We start from the raw sequence: 17,911 nt of genomic DNA, 5'->3' as shown, positions 1-17,911 counted from the left end.
TTTAATCTTCTGACAAGCGCATCGGCATAATTACAAAAAGAGGAGAAGCGTCTAATGAATTCGCTAATTCTGCGCTGTCTGTAATAATACCAGGATTGTAGGCATCTGTGAGTCCCATGATGACTGTTTCTCCTTTGCAATGTCTTAAGATATCAATAAAAAAACCTGGATTAAAGGCTATTTCGAGCTTCGGACCATCATAATTGACGGGCATGCTGACATTACCTTCTCCAATGTCCATTGTGTTTGCTGTTAGTTTCAATTCTCCCGGAATAAAAGTAAATCGAACCGAGTGATTATGGTCTGCTGTAAAAAGAGAAATTTGTCGAAGCAAGCTTGACAACTCTTCTCGATGAAGGGTGACAATAATTTCTGATTTTTCTGGAATCACTCGGTTGACATCAGGATAATCACCCGACAGGAGCTTGGTTAAAATTCGCATTTGATTGGCTTCAATAGCCACTTTATCTGCCATTAATGAAATTTTAACTTCCCCCTCATCTGTTAAATTTTTAAGAATTTCGTCCACAGCTTTAATTGGAATAATGGCTTGCCCGCTGAAAGAGGGATCATTATCTATTACGCCTTTTGCTCGAGCTAATCGCTTTCCGTCTGTTCCAATGAAAGTGATACTTCCATTAGCAATTTGTATAAAGACACCGGTTAACACATAGCGATTATCTTCTTTTGAAACAGCAAAAGAGGTACGATAAAGCAAATCTTTTAATTCACTTTGTTTCATCTCAAATGTATGAGATTGAGAAAGATCAGGGAGTGATGGATAGTCTGTTTTACTCATGCCATTTAATTTGAAACGTGAGCTACCAGCGATAATGGTTGTAATTTCATTGGTATTAGTAGAGATCTCTACATTGACTGCTGTTAATTCTCGAACTAATTGAGAAAGACGCTTAGCTGGAAGTGTCGTAGATCCTTCTTCGAGAATTTTAGCTTCAGTGTGGCAGTGAATGCCCACTGTCAAGTCAGTAGCAGTTAAAATTAATTCATCATTATAAGCTTCGATAAGAAAATTAGATAGAATAGGAATTGTCGGTTTTTGAGCAACAACATTTAGGATTTTGCTAATGAGATAGTTAAGTTCTTGAGTGGAGATAACAAATTTCATAATCTCAATCCTCTTTATTTCTGATAAGTTTGGTGACTGAAGATACGAGATTACTTGCTCTGTGTCAAGGATCTTTTTCCCTTCCATCCTAATAGCGCAATTTACGTATGTGCTAATTTCAAAATTAAATTTTTTGTTAGCTACATACGCAAAAAGTTAATGGTGGTTAGTTTTTAGTGGATAAACTGATGTCCAAATGCAGTGACAGTAAAACAGACTTGATTTTGATGTATTCCTGTTGAAACAATCCCTAGTTGGAAAAGAGTTTTGGTAATCACTTCCCGAATAAAATTAAGCTCTTCCGATTGGTAAACGGGAAGAGCATATTTCCATTTTTTTCCTTTGTTAACAAGATTGATAGGTCCGCGATCTCCCATAGGGCCCATAAAACTTTTAATGAAATCTTCCAAATAAACCCAATCATGATATTTGAATTGCTTGAGATATTTTTCAATTAAACGAAAATTACGTGGATTCCAATAAATTGATAAATCGTCTGCTTCGAAAGGTTCGCTTAACCAATCCCAAGCAAGTGAAGTCATTTGCGCAATGGGAGGTCTTTTTAACCATAGCATTCCTTTTTCAGTTGCAACCATCATATCTTGAATTTTTTTTAGGAAACCAAAATAAACGAGTTTATCAATTAATGATTTAAATTCTGTTGAATTAGATAAATAATTCATTGATAGAAGATGTAGTTCTTTTTTACTTTTACAATTAGAAAGAATAGCTTCAACTTCTCTGATATATCCAAATTCTGTAGAAAGTGTATGTTGAATTGTTGACTTATCAGCGATTGCTTTTGGCGTATTCTGAGCTTTAACGAGAAGGTATTCATGGTATTCATGAAAAGGAGTAACAATTTCTTCCCAGTATTCACCAACTTTTTTATATCTTAAACAACATACAAAGTAGTATTCGAGTAGTAAAAGGTTCTCTTCGAATTTTTCTCTAGAGAGCTTATATTTATCAATAAGAGCGACTGCAGTTATAGTAAAATCTGGCGCTTCGTAAACATCTTTCATTATTTCTTTTAAAATAGGATCTTCAAATTGAAGATCTCCTAAATATTCTCGATACATTTTGGGTGTTTGAAAATATTTTTCAATAATAGAAGAAAAGATATGATCTGAACTTCTAGGAATAGCATACCAAACAGGAAGAACGTGAATAGGAACTTTATTAAGAAGGCTTTGCAAAAATTCTAGATTAGGTTCAAAATCTTCTTCAAATTTCTCTAATTGAATTTCAAAATACTTTCGTACTTCTTTATCAACAATTAAAGTCAACTCATTTCGTTTGAACAATTTCGTTGCACTAAGTTTATCTAGGTGCGAAATCAGTATAGGTGAAGAAATTTCTAATTCTTCTGCTAACTCTTTAATAGAGATCTTCAGGGAAGAGTGAAGGATTTCTTGCAAGATTTTGACTTCTAGAATACTTAAATGTGAAAGTAATAAACGATTTTCGATATCTCTTTTGTAAGGATAATCACTTAACACAATTTTAGTTTTACGCCCTATTGGAGGCATATTCATTGGCACACCTATTTTAACAAAAAATTACTGAAGTTTCGGGGGATGTTTAAAAATTTCATTCCCATGAATCACAAGATTATTGATTGAAATTATTGATTTGAAAAGATGGAACAAAAAATAAATTGCATATTACGTATACTTTATCGCTATTAAGGATTTTTAATCAAATTATAAAGGTTTAAAAAATAAATAAAAAAAATAATTGCATTGAATTTTGTTTTTAATTTATAGATGAAATAATAATAAAATTAAGCAAAAAATTTTTTTTGAAATAGGGTGAGACTAATATTAAGATTGCATGAATGTATGAAAAGAATGCGATCTTAGGGAAAAAGTGAAGTAAGGCAAGGGGCTTTATTTCTGTTTTTAAATAGCTTAAATGAAATAAATGAGAACAAAAATGAATCCTCCAAATTACGATAATCAAAAACCTGTTTCTTCCAAGAGGCAATACGACGAAATTGATCAATTGGCAGAGTTTATTTTAGATAGTTTAGAAGAATCTCATCAATCAGAATGGGAACCTTTTGAAGTGTATGCAAAAAACTTACGTTCTCATATTTATGCAGATCAACGTGTTTTTCGCCAGAAATTTACTAAAGGTTATGAATCCCTTTTAGAAGTTTTAAGTCATCGTCACTCTAGTTAATCTAAATCGACGAAAAATTGTTACTTAAACTGCGAGTATGGCTTAACCATACCTTTCAAAGAATAAATAATTACAGACTTTGTTGAGCCTGTAACTTAGAGCTTCTCTTTACTCAATATTTTTACTGAAAAGTTGAAAATGGCTTTTGAAAATTGAAGTTTATAATTCTTTTTTAACATACATCATTACCCAGAATTTAAAGATTTTATTCGGGATTAAAAGAGGCTCGAATTAACATCCAATAAGCTAAGGAAGGAATTTGCGATTGCATTTTTTTTACCCATTGTTCTGCTTCTTCTTTAGAATCAAATAACATCATGACTTTTGCAAGTGCATCTGCAGTTAAACAATCGTTTGCAACTAAACTGGCGCTAGCAATAGACCCTGTACGAATTTTTAATGGGGAGAGTGTTAAAGGATTAAAAATATGACAGTAGGTTTGTAATTCGTTGTTACTTATGACTGTCCAGTATTGGAAATAATCTCCGCTCGTGGCAATTGCTTGATTGTTGAGGGATAAAAAGGCAATCGCATCTTTAGGGTCGGTACTATCGAGATGACTGATATAAATATTCCAGGGTCTTTTTGCAGGATGGCGGCCTGATGTCCGAATGTCTCCTCCCCATTCTACATAAAGATTGGGAAATCCAGCTTCATTTAAGCGAGAAATTAACAAATCGATAGCAAAACCTTTAGCAATTCCTCCTAGGTCAAGTTCTGTCAAAGAATTTTCTTTAAAAAAGATTCCTTTTTCAAAATGAATCTTATCCCACCCAATAGAGGGTTTAATGAGAGCTATTTCATCTGGAGAGGGAAGCTGTTGAGAGTTTAGTTTTTCTTTCCAAAGTTTTTGCAACGGCTCTATCGTTGGATCAAAAAGCCCTTCGGATAAAATTACCAGTGCATCAATTTGCTTAAATAATTGAAATAATTGAGGAGAAAGGGGAATTGTTTGAAAGGCTTTTAAAGAATTCAACCGAGAAATTTCAGATTGGGGATTCCATTTATTGTAGATGGTATCAATTTCTTCAAATGTCGAATCGATGATCGTTTGAATACGAATTTTGTCTACCTCTGAGACAGAATTCCCCACTAGGATACGGTATTGTACTGTCATGACGACATCTTGAAAAGTGGTTACAACTTCAGATTGAGAAGTTTGACAACCTTCCATCAAAAGAAAACTAAAACTCATCCAAATAAGCATAAATAAAGAGCGAAATTTGGCAGTAAAAGTTTGCAAGGAGCGAATATAAGTAAATAAATGGATTGTATTCACAAGTTTAAATTCTGCGATTTCGAATAGCTTAATAGAGTATTATATAAAAGCATAGCGATTGTCATTGGTCCTACACCTCCGGGTACTGGTGTGATAAAAGCACACTTGGGAGCTACATTAACAAAATCGACATCTCCTACAATTTGGTAACCATTTTTTTTGGAAGAATCATGAATTTTATTGATACCTACATCGACAATAATGACCCCCTCTTTGACCATATCTGCTGTAATCAATTTAGGTTGGCCTATGGCTACGATAATAAGGTCCGCTTGTAAACAGAGTTCTTTGAGATTTTTGGTATATCGATGAGCTACTGTAACGGTTGCATTTCCTCCAGGATATGATTGCATTAACAAAGCTGCCATTGGTTTACCCACAATATTGCTTCGTCCAATAATCAGAGCATGTTTCCCACAAACTTCAATGCCAGTGCGTTCTAACAATGTTTTAATGCCGAAAGGAGTGCAGGGTAAAAAACCATCTAATTCACCAATCAGCATTTTTCCAACATTGAGAGGATGAAAACCATCGACATCTTTTTGAGGATCAATATGGTAATTAACCCGATTAGAGTTGATGTGAGGAGGTAGAGGAAGTTGAACAAGAATTCCATCAATTTGGGGATCAACGTTGAGCTTTTCGACTTCTCGAATTAATTCTTCTTCAGAAATCGTGAAAGGTAATTCACACTTGATAGAAGCAATACCAACCGCTTTACAAGCTGCAGTTTTACGATTGACATAGATTTGAGAGGCAGGATGGCTACCCACAATTAAAACAGCTAAGCAAGGAGGGCGACAGAGAGATTGTTGGATGAGTTCTTTGATTTCCAGTTGAATTTCTTCTGCTATTCGCTTTCCATCAATAATCATTTCATTTCCTCGTTTCTTTTCAAGTAGATTATTATAGCAAGTTTTTATTAACCTCAAAAGAGTCGAAGTTAAATTTTAATGCTTTATTTATCTCGTGAAAAAATAATTAAAATTTTTGTTTTTCTTGCTTAAAATAATTGAGTCATTTAGAGATTATAGATATTCAAAATTTTCTAGAAATTCTTCATAAATTTGTTTGAATTCCAAAATTTTATATTGAATGTTGTAATTTTCTAGTCAATTTAATGTAAAAAAACCACAATGAGAAAAAATAAGCCACCTGATACAAATAAGACAAGCGAGCATCAACGAAAGCGCTTTAAATAAGGCACCTATCAATGAAATTCTAAAGATTGAATGTAAGGAGAATTAACATGAAGCAAATTATTTCGTATGTCTATTGTACAATTGCGTTAAGTTGCTTTCAGCTCATTGGTGCTACCGAGCATGCGGATTTAGATGTCGATTCACCAGTATGTACTAAGCAGGAGTTGATGGCTTATTTTCCTCAGATCCTTGTCAGAAAAATTTTACTCAAATCTAATATTCAGGAGCAGCAAGCTAGGGCAATTGCAGAAGAGCTGGCTCAAAAAGGACAAGAATTAGAGAAAATTGTGGCCGAAAAAGCTTCTAAACTAGATCCGAATCCTTTTAAAGATCTTAGTCAACGGGATGTTGCTATTAAAATTTATCGAGAAACTCTTTATGAGATTTTTGCGAAAGTTTTAAAAAATCACGGCATTACTGATGGAAATCAAATTCAAATTCTTTTAGATAAGATGCAGTTAGCTAAAAGTAAAATGTTTATAGATTGCATTCGCAAAGAACAAACTTCTGCCAAGAAGGTTTTGGAACATGAAACTTCTCCATCTTCATAATTTCTTTTTAAGTCGCAATTGTTCAAAATATTCTAATCGTTTTTTAAGCTCGCGTTCGAACCCTCTTTCGACAGGCTCATAGAAATGTTGCTTTTCTAAGCTGTCAGGAAAATAATTTTGTCCGGAAAATGCTTCTGGTAAATCAGGATCATATTGATAGTCTTTTCCATAACCTAAGTTTTTCATCATTTTAGTTGGCGCGTTGAGAATTGTTAAGGGAGGGTTTAAATAGCTTGTTTTAGAAGCGCTTTCTTTTGCCATTCCAAAAGCGCGATAGACTGCATTACTTTTGGGAGCCAAAGCAAGGTAAATGACGACTTCTGCGAGGGCAAGTTCTCCTTCAGGAGAACCTAACATTTCATAAGCATCTTTTGCTGCAATTGCTAAGGGAAGGGCTTGCGGGTCACTCAATCCAATATCCTCAACTGCCATGCGAATCAAACGTCTGGCTAAAAAAAGAGGTTCTTCACCACCTTCTAACATTCTCGTGAACCAATAAATAGCGGCATTTGGATCAGATCCCCTCACAGACTTATGCAATGCTGAAATGAGATTATAATGTTGATCTCCTCTTTTATCAAAAAGGGGAGAGCGTTTTTGAAAAATTTTTTCAAGTAAAGGGATATCTAAAATTTGCTTTGAGGCATACCTTAAATTTTCTATTAAGTTATATAAGTAACGACCATCGCCTTGCGCGCAAGTAATTAACCAATGACGAGCTTCTGCAGTTAGAGGCAATGGTGCGAATTGCTTTTCATAGCGTTCTAAAAGTTGCTCGAGACTAAATCCATCTAAGGGATAAATCGGCAAGACTCGGAGCCGAGACAATAAAGCTCCATTTAAATAAAAAGAAGGATTTTCAGTGGTAGCTCCAATTAAAATAATCGTTCCATTTTCAACAAAAGGAAGAAATGCATCTTGTTGAGATTTATTAAACCGATGTATCTCATCAACGAATAAAAGAGTTCCTTTGTGAAAAAGAGGTTGATTTTGTGCTTCTTTAATCGTTTTTTTTAAATCCGCCACACCGCTAAATATTGCGCTCATCGAAATAAATTGCATATTGAATGCTTGTGCATAAAGGCGAGCAATAGAGGTTTTACCGCAGCCTGGCGGCCCCCATAAAATAACCGATAAGGGTATTTGAGATTCAATCGTTTTAGTGATTAACCCGTTTTCTCCTAAAATGTGGTCCTGTCCGACAATATCATTTAAGTTTTTAGGCCGTAGCTGTTCAGCGAGAGGCAGAACTTTTTTTATCATTTGTTCTCTCTTTGTAAAATCACTTTATTTCTTCTAAAAACCTGTCTTTTGGGTAAAAAAAGAGAGGGTAAGCTAAAAACCAGGAGAGCATAAATGCCATCACAAATCGGCATCCAAATTAAATCGTTTTTTACCCAAGCACCCGTTAACTTGAGCCCATGGCCAAACATAAAAAACAATGAGACATGGATAACAACAAATAAAATACTAAACAAGCTTGTCAAAATAGATACGGTATATAATCCATCTTCAAAAAAATGACGTTTAAAATAGTATAAGAGTTCGATGGTTAACACATAATTTAAGGCGTAAAATCCTAATCTCATTTGAAAAGAGAGTAAATCTACAAATAAACCACAAAGAAAAGCGAGCCATAAACAATCGGTCTTTTCTCTTTTATAGATGGCTATAACTAGAAATGGAGCGAAATATAAGAGGGGAAGGTGCGGTAATAAAATAGGTAAAATAAGTGTTAGGCCCAATGTGTAAAAAAATAATAAACTTAGACGACCCATGATTATTTTTATAAAAAGCTAAATATAAAGACTAAAGTTAATAACGCTTAGTAGCAAGTATTTTTGAGTAAAAAAACCAAAGATCAAATTAATAAGCACCTTTAGAGAATAACATGGTAGGGATGGTTTTGGCAATCAACTTTAGATCTAAAACCATTGAGCGGTGGTCTACGTAATACTCATCTAATAAAATTCGTTTTTGATAACAATTAATATCACTTCTACCGGAGACTTGCCAGGGGCCTGTTAATCCGGGTCTAATAGATAAAATTTTATAAGCTTTTAAACCTAAATATTTATCCACTTCAGCTTGCACGATTGGACGAGGACCTACGACGCTCAAATCTCCTTTTAGGACATTCCAAAATTGAGGAAGTTCATCAAGAGATGTTTTTCTTAAAAAATTTCCTATAGAAGTAATTCGAGGATCATTTTTTAATTTAAAGCAGTTGTTCCATTCTTTTTTAAGATGAGAATTTTCATTTAAAATGTCTTTTAATCGCTGGTCTGCGTCCTGATACATGGTGCGAAATTTATAACATCGGAAAGACTTCCCTCCGCGGCCAATTCTCTCGTGAGAATAAATGATTTTCCCAGGAGACGTTAGCCAAACAGCCAAAGCAATGGTTAAAAAAATAGGCACTCCCAGTAGTAAGCAAAAAATACTAAAGGTAATATCAAAAATTCTTTTAAGTGGATAATGTCTAATTTGATAGGAGTGCGCAGAGCTTACCGAATTCATAAAAGCATTTTCCTTATACTATTTATCTAAAAAAACTACCTATTCGCAACCACCAAGGACTATAATAATTATTTTTCATTGGTCTATAATAGTATCAGTTTTAAAATAATCGTCAATTTATAAAAATTCAGAAAAAATACCAAATCACTTAAAAACTTGATTAAAATCAGTCAATAATGACGATGAATAATAAAGTCAGCTAAATGTATTAGAAAAGAATTATCATAGGGAAGGAGTTTTAAAGCATTAATGGCCTTTTGATAAAAATTTAAAGCGTATGCTTTGGCTTGTTCTATTCCAAGTAAGGATACATAAGTCGATTTATCTTTTAGGATGTCAGACCCAATTTTTCGCCCATGTTTGGCTTCGCTTGATGTGATATCAAGGATATCATCAGTGATTTGAAAAGCCAGCCCAATATTTTCACCAAACTCCCGGATATGAGCGAGCTGTTCTTCTGTTGCATTTGCTAAAATTCCTCCGAATTCAACAGATGCTGTAATCAAAGCAGCTGTTTTATTACGATGAAGTAATCGAAGGGTTTCAAGATTAATTTTTTGTCCCTCGCTGGCTAAATCCAAGGCTTGCCCGCCAATCATTCCATCGTATCCGCTTTGTCTGGATAAAATAGTAATAAGTTTAACTTTTTTTTCAGATGTCAAATATTTATCGGTCGCTAAAAGTTCAAATGCGTATGTTAAAAGGAAGTCTCCCGTTAAAACGGCGTGGCCTTCTGAATATTGGCGATGAACAGTCAGTTTTCCTCTTCGATAATCATCATTATCCATGCAAGGTAAGTCATCATGAATAAGAGAATAAGTATGGATAAGTTCTAATGTGCAAGCAGGAGATAAAGCTTCTTGAATATCTCCATGAAGTGTCTGAACAGTTGTCAAAGCTAAAATTGGACGTAGCCTTTTTCCTCCACTTAAAAGAGCATAACGAGCAGCTTCAATTAAATTTTGGTGAGGGCCGTGACGTTTGGAGACAAGTTGATCCAGGCGTTTTTCAATAAGCTGACTTTGTGTTTGTAAATAATTGGCAACATCCATCATACATCGCCACCTATATTTCCAACTTGAAGTGAGAGATCTTCTGCGTACGCTGCAGATCGTCCAATACTAAAATAATCGAAACCTTTACGTGCCATTTCCTCCGGATGATATTGATTACGTCCATCAAAAAAAGCTTTTCCTTTCATGCGTTTTAAAAGTAGTGGAAAATCGAGGAATCGAAACTGCTTCCACTCTGTCATTAAAATTAGGCCGTCTGCTTGATCAGCTACTTCGAGTTCTGTTTGGCACCATGTAATGCAAGTATGAGCTGAAAGTATTTGTTGAGCTTTCGGAATAGCGACTGGATCATAAACTTTTAATAAAGCTTCTTCTGCAATGAGATCTTTAATTAAAGTTAATGAGGAAGCTTCTCGCATGTCATCTGTATCGGGCTTGAATGAAAGGCCTAAAATTCCGAAGGTTTTTCCTTTAAGTCCTCCATGATCGGCAAAGTAATTTTTAACTTTTTGTCCTATGATATGTTTTTGGTGTTGGTTAATCTCATCCACTGCCGTTAATAAAGAAAGAGGATGGCCCAATTCTTTCGCTTGAGTAATTAGAGCTTTTACATCTTTTGGCAGGCATGATCCACCATAACCTGCACCAGGATATAAAAATTTATGTCCAATTCGATCGTCAGCTCCCATTGCCTTACGAACCCACCCAATATTCGCCCCCACATTTTCACATAACCTTGCCATTTCATTCATAAAGGAAATACGTGTCGCTAACATGGCATTAGCCGCATATTTTGCTAGTTCTGCCGATAAAATATCCATTTCCAGTAAGCGTTCATGATTAAGCATAAAAGGAGAATATAATTCACGCATGATTTTGGCTGAACGAGCGTGATCCGATCCTACAATGATTCGGTCAGGTTTCATAAAATCTTGAACGGCATTTCCTTCTTTTAAAAATTCAGGGTTAGAAACGACATCAAACTCCACATGACAATTTCTGTTTTCTAAAGCATTTTGAATGATAGCAGAAACTCGATGCGTTGTTCCAACAGGAACTGTAGATTTCGTTACAATAATACAATAATGATTGATAAACTCTCCCAACGTTTTTGCAACACATTCGACTTGAGAAGTATCAGCTCCTCCTTGTGGCGTTGTAGGTGTATCAACAGCAATAAAGCAAATATTAGCGAGAGGAACTGAAGAGGAGTAATTGGTTGTAAAAGTCAAACGCTTAGATTTTATGTTGCGTTTTACCATTTCGTCCAACCCAGGTTCATAAATAGGGATCATGCCTAGTTTTAATTGTTCAATTTTTTCCTTATTAATATCCAAACAAGTGACATAATAACCCATTTCGGAAAAACAAGTGGCCGTCACTAGTCCTACATATCCTACACCAATAATAAGAAGATTCATACATGTCCTTTCTTTCGAATAAAGCAAATATTATACTGACTTAACGTTTTTGCTGCATGCTTATAGTTTTTAAAACAACATATTTATTTAGAAGTTGTTTATTTTTGAATAAATACGTTTTCGATCAAAGAAAAAATAGATGAAAGGCTTCTGAATTTCATCTAGAAAGATTAATAGCAAATTTGGCATGAAATATGTATTATTTATTGTTATTGTATATTATTTTATTATAAATTTTAATTTTATTTATCTATATAGTTGTTTATTGATGATCAATAGTTAATTATGATAAAATAAAAATTAGAAATTAATAAATAGGTTCATATATGATTGTTTCCAATTGGCAGCCTCCTTCTCGAAATACTTCTTCTATTTCAGATAATTCGCCACCTCCTTCAGAGGTTTATAAAGGGGGGAAAATAGGGGTACATAGAACTTCAGATTTGACAGGTGATGATTCAACGACTTCTTTGGTTGCGGCACCAAAAATACAAGGACTGCCAGATACCACATTTGAAATAAGCGATTTCAGTGTGACATTAGCTCCCATAGATCAGGATGTGGTTACAAGAATTAATCAAGCTGTTACCCCACTTGTTGCTCCACAAGATGAGATCATTGATGGCAATTTGCCAGATACCTCTTCTTCGTTGGTAGATGATGATGACCCTATTCAAGATTTAGAAGATGCTTCTAGGACGATTGGAGCTGATAACTCTGATATAGGGATTGAATCTGATGTTGAAAGTGATATCGAATTACAGTTTACCCAAACAACTCCCTTGCAGGCAGGGGAAACATATAAAATCGAAGATATGGGGGTTAATACAAATATTAATGTTCCCCCTCAGCGGATGTTAACGGATGCAATTGCTAAAGCAAAACAAGTTGCTGGTTTTGAGAATGCGACTGTTAAGATTAAATCAAGTTTAGATGGAAAACTTAAAGAAGCGGAAAGAAATAATGTTATTCCTAATTATAAAGTTGAACGTTATGTCAACGACCATGGGGTAGGACTTTTTAAAGTTAGCGTTGATTATGTAGTTGAATTAAAGACCGAGACGGATCCTCCTGAAAAAATGCATTTAAAGTTGACAAGAGAGTTTTTCTCTAATGCAAATAATGAGAATGAAGCGCTTTTAGCTGTTTATCATGTTTCAAGATCTATTCAAAAAGGAGCTATTGATGGAAAAACAGAGACTGAAACCACAAGTTTTAATTTGACTTATGCACGCGATCCAGAATCTCACAAAGTGGTTGGGGTAGAACGTGTCATGGCTGGTGAAGTTGATGTAACTCAATCTCTCAAGAAAAAATATACAAGAGAAATGGGAGAAGATGGAACAATCGCGTTAAAACGAGCTAAACAAGAAAAGGCGGAAGTATCCAAAGAAAGTCGGTTATTAAATGCTAACGTGTCAGTGGCCAATTTGACTTCTATAGAAGTAATAAAAAAAATGAAAGGTGGGGTAAATGCTTATATTAAAATACAACAAAACGAAATGAATTCATTTGAAGTTAGAATAAATAGTCTTCAAAAAGAAATTGAACAACATGAATTAGTGCAAGGGATGATAGCACAAGACAAAAAGAAGTTTGAAACTTTACTTGAGGAATTGAAAAAGGGGGAAGCCGATTTGAGCAGTCTTGAATTACCAGTAGTTGTGATTAATTACTTATCCAGTAAACAAGCTCTTATTCAATTGAAAGTTAAAGGCTCAGACACGTCAGAAGCAGAAATTTATTACAATCAACAGAGAAACCTGTTTTTTGAAGAATTTAAAGCATTATTTAGGCAACTTGACAGTTTCCAAAATATTCAAAGAAAACTGCAATCTAAACAAATAGAACTCCAACAGGTTAAAGTCAATTTGCGAAATCAACCTGATGTGGATGAAAGCATTATTGCAAAACAAGAACAACAAATGGATGCATTATTACACAAAGTTGATCAAGAAATCAAAACGAACAATCAATTATTATTTGTTCAAAAACAATTAGGGCATTTGATGAAAAAAGAAGAAACGCCTTATGCTGATAGACTTGAAAATTCCTCAGTACCCACAGCTTCCGCATCTGAAACTTCTACATTAAGTACTCCATCAAACGGTATGCCTGATGTAATTGTTGCATCCGACGACGATGTGTTTGGTGCTGTTTCTGTTATGCCGATGAATGAATGAATTTATTAGGAAGTTTAGCAAAGAGTTCAAAAGCAGGCAAAAGTTTAAACTAAGTGGGATATTGACCCTTAAAATTTATTTTCTCAGTTCATTTATATAAAGAAATTAACTAAATTTCTTTTAAATTTTTTAAGGGTAGTGCTATTAATTTTATTGGTTGTAAAAATATAAAATAGATTTTTCTTTAGCTGGATGAGCCTTCGTTCTGCGTAAGGTAAAAAACTCCTCCATTTTTCCCTTTTTATCAAAATTATCCATCTTCTAATTTGTCAAAAAACACCTTAATAATTATTATTTTAACATTAATTGCTGAATAATTTCATTTTTTTATCCAGCAGTCATTTTGAGAAAAATATAAGAAAAAACAGTTTGATAGACTTTGGCCTTAATTTGAATCATTTCTATTGGATTTAAGGTAAAATGAAATTTTTTAGATTTAAAAACTTAGGGTGGGGGATTCTAGCCTTTGCTCCTATAGGATTAATCAGTTATTTTCTAATTTTAGAAGATGAACTGGATTCCAGGAATCTCACTTCACATGCTCGTTATAAATTTAAATGGGAAATCACAGCGATTCCTAAAGAACTTGCTAAGATTGATAAAATTCTAGAACAACCTTTCTCTTACTTAGGCGAAGGTGGGCAATCTTATGTTTTCTCTAGCGAAGATCAAAAATATGTATTAAAATTTTTTAAATTTAAGCGCTTCAAGCCAAGTTATTTAGTAAAAAAACTACCCAACTCCTATCCATTCAAAAATTATAGAGATAAACATATTGCTAAAAAAAAGCAAAAATTGATGAGAGTTTTGAAGGGACATAAACTAGCTTACGATCTTCTTAAACGAGAGAGTGGGTTAATATTCATTCAACTTAACCCCTCAAACCTCTCTAAATGGATTACCTTAGTCGATAAAGGTAATCAAAAAAGAAAAGTAAATTTAGAAACTGTTTCTTACATCCTTCAAGAAAAAGGTGAAATGTTAAGTCAAGATTTAACTTATCTTCTTAATCAAGGTAATTTATCAATCGCAAAGCAACGCGTCGACCAAGTTTTAGGTCTATATCTTTCTGAATATCAAAAAGGAATTTATGATTTAGATTATGGAATTATGCATAACATCGGCTGCCGAGAAAATAAAGTTTTTCACTTAGATGTTGGGAAATTGATCGTCGATGAGCGGATGAAACAGCCAGAATTTTATCAAAAAAATATTGTTAAAGTAGCTTCAAAACTCCAGGAATGGTTTTCTTCCAAGTATCCTCAATACTCTCGAGAGTTGATAGATCACCTAGAAAAAAAACTATCAGTGATTTTAGATCGAAAATTTACATTTTCTCAATCAGCAGGTAGCGTAGAATAATGATTCTGAAGAAAGTATTGATCGGATTAACATTTGTTTGCTTCATTTTCATTGGTTGGTGCAATTTGCCAGCGAAATTCATAGAAGAATCTAAAAATGTTTTTGAGTCTTCTATCTATAAACAATATAAAATCAAATTAAGACATTACGTTCTAACTCATCCTTTATATAAGCGTGTTCAACAAGCAACAGCAACAAATTACAATACAGCTATCCGATCACTTTTGGAAGAGATTGAAAAAACTTTTGAAAAAGCGGAGGAACTTCGATCTTCTCACGAATTATTTCTAAGGAAAATTAGGCAATTAGCACAATTTTCTGAGCATGACAGAGAAGAGGAACAAAACTCTAAAAAATTTTTCGAAGACTTTGTCAATTGGTTATTTTTACATGTTAATTTACAACCAGAAATGGAAGCGTTCCTTTATCATTTTATTAATCCTCCTCAATGCGATCTTTATTCTTATTTAGTAGAAACTCAAAAAAAATTGCATAATCATCCCCAATTTTGCAGTATTCAGCACCAAGCGCCTTTTGAAGATCAATTTCTCCAAGGAAATCTTCCTGCCTTTATTACTTTGGTTAAAGAGACAAGGTTAATTCGCCTAGGACAACCGATTTGTCAATCACGCGGTTTTTGGTCAACACCTCAAATTTCACCAGAATTCTTATTTTTTTTAAAAAATCAACCTCATCACTTCTATGTGAATTTGATGAAAAGAAAAGGAAGAGAAGGAGCTTTGACGAGAGCTTTGGAGAGGTTAGAAGATAGGAGAGAAAATTTATCAATCATCACACTTGATAAAAATTCCTCTTTTTATTGGCAATATGCATCTGATTATCCTGAAATTTTCGATAGTGAAGAGTTTAAAGAGATTTTTTTAAATAAAATGTGTGGAATCGAAAGCCATTATTTTTGGTCAAAGCATTTAGAGCCTGGGAAATGGAAAGAAACATTACAGGAAATTTTAAACCATGTCCATTTTGTCATATTTAAAAACGTCCGTCTTTTGAATCGGCAAGAAAGGCAAGATTTTATTGAAATTACCTATCTTGCTATTTTAAATTCTCTTCAAGAGAAGTGGAAACCTTCATCGATGAATATCACTTGCAAGCAGGGAATGGATCGTGGCCCCTCATTAATGGTGTTATGGATGCTATATAACGAGTTAATCGAAAATAATGAGAAGCTAACAAACTTACTTTTAACGCCTCCTTTGGTCATTCGAAATCGCTCTAGTCATCGTTCGAGATTAGATCGATTTGTCTCCGCGGCTAAAAGATTAAAGTTGGAATTAAATGAGATAAATTAAAAATAAGATTTTTGCCTTTTTAAAAAAAGCCACAAACTATGAATCATAGTAAGATAAATTTTTATGCGGATTTCTCTTTTTATATGAAAAGAGAAAAATAGAGCCTATTTGTAGTTGTCTTGAGGGTTATTCGCAATAAATAAGATTTTTTTATTGAATGAAGTAAGATAAGAAGCATCGTCAAGTAAAATTTTGTAAAAACATACTTAACGATGACATGAAAAGTTCTTTAACCAATTTTGTATGTAGTTCGAAGCATTTTTTCTAACTTCTGCGCATCTTTAGCAAAATTACGAATTCCTTCAGAAAGTTTTTCGGTAGCCATAGCATCATCATTAAGGGCGAGCCGAAATGCTTTTTCGTTCATTTTGATAGGCTCAATATTCAATTGTTTAGATTTAGCTGCATCGAGTTTTTGTTCGACATTTCCGCTTGCATCATGAAGTTCTTGTAAAAAGTGAGGTGAAATGGTTAATAAATCACAGCCAGCGAGTTCTAAGATTTCTTCTTTATTACGAAAGCTAGCTCCCATAATTTGCGTTTTATAGCTAAATTTTTTGAAATAGTGATAAATAGTTGTTACAGATTTAACACCAGGATCTTCTGCAGGAGCATAACCTGGAACATTATCGTGTTTTTTATACCAGTCAAGAATGCGTCCAACAAAAGGGGAAATTAAAGTGGCTTGTGCTTCTGCACAATGGATTGCTTGTGGCATACTAAAAAGAAGTGTCATGTTGCAGTGGATACCCATTTTTTCTAATTGTTTAGCCGCAAGGCCACCTTCCCACGTGGAAGCCAGCTTAATAAGTATCCGTTCTTTTTCTATGCCCATTTCTTTATAAAGGGCGATAAGAGATTGTGCTTTTTGAATACTTCCTTCTACATCAAAAGAAAGACGAGCATCCACTTCTGTTGAAACACGACCTGGAATGAGTTTTAGAATTTCACAACCGACATTAACAAATAATTTATCTAAGAATAAAGAAATTTGCTCCCCAGAAGATTTAGCTTTTTGGCTGTAGTGGTAAGCTTCTTCCATCAAAGGTTTGTAGGCAGGTTTTTCTACAGCAGATAAGATCAATGATGGGTTTGTTGTAGCGTCAGTTGGGCTGTATTCCTTGATAGCTTCAATGTCACCTGTATCGATGACGATAGTTGTCATGCTTTTAAGTTGATCTAATTTATTTTTTTCCATGAAGATCTCCTTCCTGGGCTTTAATGTGTTTTTGAAAAAGTGTCTAAAGAGGGCATTTCTAAAGTTGGTTCAATTCGAAATGTAATCGTTAAAGGGCGATCCCCCACAGTTAAATCCAAAGTAGAATTCAAACGAGTTAGGAGTAATTTATAGGGAATTTTGATTTCTCGATCATTGAGATAAATACCGACTGAAGTGTTAGATAAAATTTCTTCAGAAAGATGTATTTGGCGACAAAGTTTTTCAAACTTACGTAGTTGCCTTAACAAAGATTCATCACTGAAGTCATAAATTATTCCACATTCATGACAAGGGATTCTCCCTTGTTCTGCTTTTTCTAATTCAAATACCGAAAATTGAATGAGATGTTGACATGTCTGGCAACAAAATTGAAGAAGATGTCCTTTTTGCATAAAAATTAAGACCTTACTGATTTTTATTTATCTTATCAGGTTTAAATGGTCTAAGCAATAGCTTTCCATTTTTTAACTAAATTTTTTAATTATTTAATAATGAACTATTTATGTAATAATTCAAATTTATGTCAAGTTTTTTT

Annotated in this window: 16 protein-coding genes; 5 read left to right on the top strand and 11 right to left on the bottom strand. The window is 33.9% G+C overall.

Going from position 1 to position 17,911, the window contains the following annotated elements; translation table 11 throughout:
• Position 1: 1 nt before the first annotated feature.
• Together dnaN and PC_RS08160 are read right to left on the bottom strand one after the other, a co-directional pair.
• Entirely contained in the window at positions 2–1,126 is a 1,125-nt protein-coding gene (gene dnaN, locus PC_RS08165) for a DNA polymerase III subunit beta (RefSeq protein ID WP_044045217.1), read from the bottom strand.
• A 173-nt stretch (positions 1,127–1,299) separates the two neighbouring features.
• Complete coding sequence (locus PC_RS08160) at positions 1,300–2,664, bottom strand: helix-turn-helix domain-containing protein (RefSeq protein ID WP_044045216.1); 1,365 nt, start codon at positions 2,662–2,664, stop codon at positions 1,300–1,302.
• Positions 2,665–3,064: 400 nt separating this feature from the next.
• Between PC_RS08160 and PC_RS08155 the strand changes: the two genes are divergently transcribed.
• Positions 3,065–3,313, top strand: a complete 249-nt coding sequence (locus tag PC_RS08155) for a hypothetical protein (RefSeq protein WP_044045215.1) — start codon at positions 3,065–3,067, stop codon at positions 3,311–3,313.
• Positions 3,314–3,518: 205 nt separating this feature from the next.
• Here the strand turns inward: PC_RS08155 and PC_RS08150 are convergent, their stop codons facing one another.
• Positions 3,519–4,592, bottom strand: a complete 1,074-nt coding sequence (locus tag PC_RS08150; RefSeq protein ID WP_011176247.1) for an FAD:protein FMN transferase — start codon at positions 4,590–4,592, stop codon at positions 3,519–3,521.
• Positions 4,589–5,467 carry a bifunctional methylenetetrahydrofolate dehydrogenase/methenyltetrahydrofolate cyclohydrolase FolD gene (gene folD, locus PC_RS08145; protein ID WP_011176246.1) on the bottom strand — a complete coding sequence of 293 codons (879 nt, stop codon included), beginning with the start codon at positions 5,465–5,467 and terminating at the stop codon, positions 4,589–4,591. The genes PC_RS08150 and folD overlap by 4 nt, the downstream gene beginning before the upstream one ends.
• 374 nt (positions 5,468–5,841) lie before the next feature.
• On the opposite strand from folD, the gene PC_RS08140 reads away from it, so the two are divergent.
• On the top strand, positions 5,842–6,345 hold the full coding sequence (locus PC_RS08140; protein WP_011176245.1) for a hypothetical protein: 504 nt from the start codon (positions 5,842–5,844) through the stop codon (positions 6,343–6,345).
• On the opposite strand, the gene PC_RS08135 is transcribed toward PC_RS08140, so the two are convergent.
• The 5 genes from PC_RS08135 to PC_RS08115 form a co-directional block, all read right to left on the bottom strand.
• Entirely contained in the window at positions 6,340–7,608 is a 1,269-nt protein-coding gene (locus tag PC_RS08135) for a replication-associated recombination protein A (RefSeq protein ID WP_011176244.1), read from the bottom strand. The genes PC_RS08140 and PC_RS08135 overlap by 6 nt on opposite strands.
• Positions 7,605–8,123: a hypothetical protein gene (locus tag PC_RS08130; protein ID WP_011176243.1), complete on the bottom strand. Its 519-nt coding sequence runs from the start codon at positions 8,121–8,123 to the stop codon at positions 7,605–7,607. Before PC_RS08130 ends, PC_RS08135 begins: the two co-directional genes overlap by 4 nt.
• 88 nt (positions 8,124–8,211) lie before the next feature.
• Positions 8,212–8,865: a sugar transferase gene (locus PC_RS08125; protein ID WP_011176242.1), complete on the bottom strand. Its 654-nt coding sequence runs from the start codon at positions 8,863–8,865 to the stop codon at positions 8,212–8,214.
• 170 nt (positions 8,866–9,035) lie between these two features.
• Positions 9,036–9,920, bottom strand: coding sequence for a polyprenyl synthetase family protein (locus tag PC_RS08120; RefSeq protein ID WP_011176241.1), 885 nt, complete (start codon positions 9,918–9,920; stop codon positions 9,036–9,038).
• Positions 9,917–11,299 (bottom strand): UDP-glucose dehydrogenase family protein, encoded by a 1,383-nt coding sequence (locus PC_RS08115; RefSeq protein ID WP_044045214.1) that lies wholly within the window; start codon positions 11,297–11,299, stop codon positions 9,917–9,919. Before PC_RS08115 ends, PC_RS08120 begins: the two co-directional genes overlap by 4 nt.
• A gap of 326 nt (positions 11,300–11,625) precedes the next feature.
• Here PC_RS08115 and PC_RS08110 point away from each other — a divergent pair, with 326 nt between their 5' ends.
• The 3 genes from PC_RS08110 to PC_RS08100 all read left to right on the top strand — a co-directional run bounded on the left by PC_RS08110 (position 11,626) and on the right by PC_RS08100 (position 16,157).
• Complete coding sequence (locus PC_RS08110) at positions 11,626–13,482, top strand: hypothetical protein (RefSeq protein ID WP_011176239.1); 1,857 nt, start codon at positions 11,626–11,628, stop codon at positions 13,480–13,482.
• Between the two features lie 420 nt (positions 13,483–13,902).
• Positions 13,903–14,844, top strand: coding sequence for a hypothetical protein (locus PC_RS08105; protein ID WP_011176238.1), 942 nt, complete (start codon positions 13,903–13,905; stop codon positions 14,842–14,844).
• A gap of 65 nt (positions 14,845–14,909) precedes the next feature.
• Positions 14,910–16,157, top strand: coding sequence for a hypothetical protein (locus PC_RS08100; protein ID WP_181679107.1), 1,248 nt, complete (start codon positions 14,910–14,912; stop codon positions 16,155–16,157).
• A gap of 229 nt (positions 16,158–16,386) precedes the next feature.
• Here PC_RS08100 and tal read toward each other — a convergent pair whose 3' ends face one another.
• A complete protein-coding gene (gene tal, locus PC_RS08095; RefSeq protein ID WP_011176236.1) occupies positions 16,387–17,355 on the bottom strand; it encodes a transaldolase in 969 nt (322 codons plus the stop codon).
• Positions 17,356–17,375: 20 nt separating this feature from the next.
• Positions 17,376–17,768, bottom strand: coding sequence for a hypothetical protein (locus PC_RS08090; RefSeq protein ID WP_011176235.1), 393 nt, complete (start codon positions 17,766–17,768; stop codon positions 17,376–17,378).
• Between the last annotated feature and the right edge of the window lie 143 nt (positions 17,769–17,911).

The sequence above is a fragment of the Candidatus Protochlamydia amoebophila UWE25 genome (assembly GCF_000011565.2).
Lineage (GTDB): Bacteria > Chlamydiota > Chlamydiia > Chlamydiales > Parachlamydiaceae > Protochlamydia > Protochlamydia amoebophila.
This window is presented reverse-complemented; position numbering and strand designations above follow the sequence as displayed.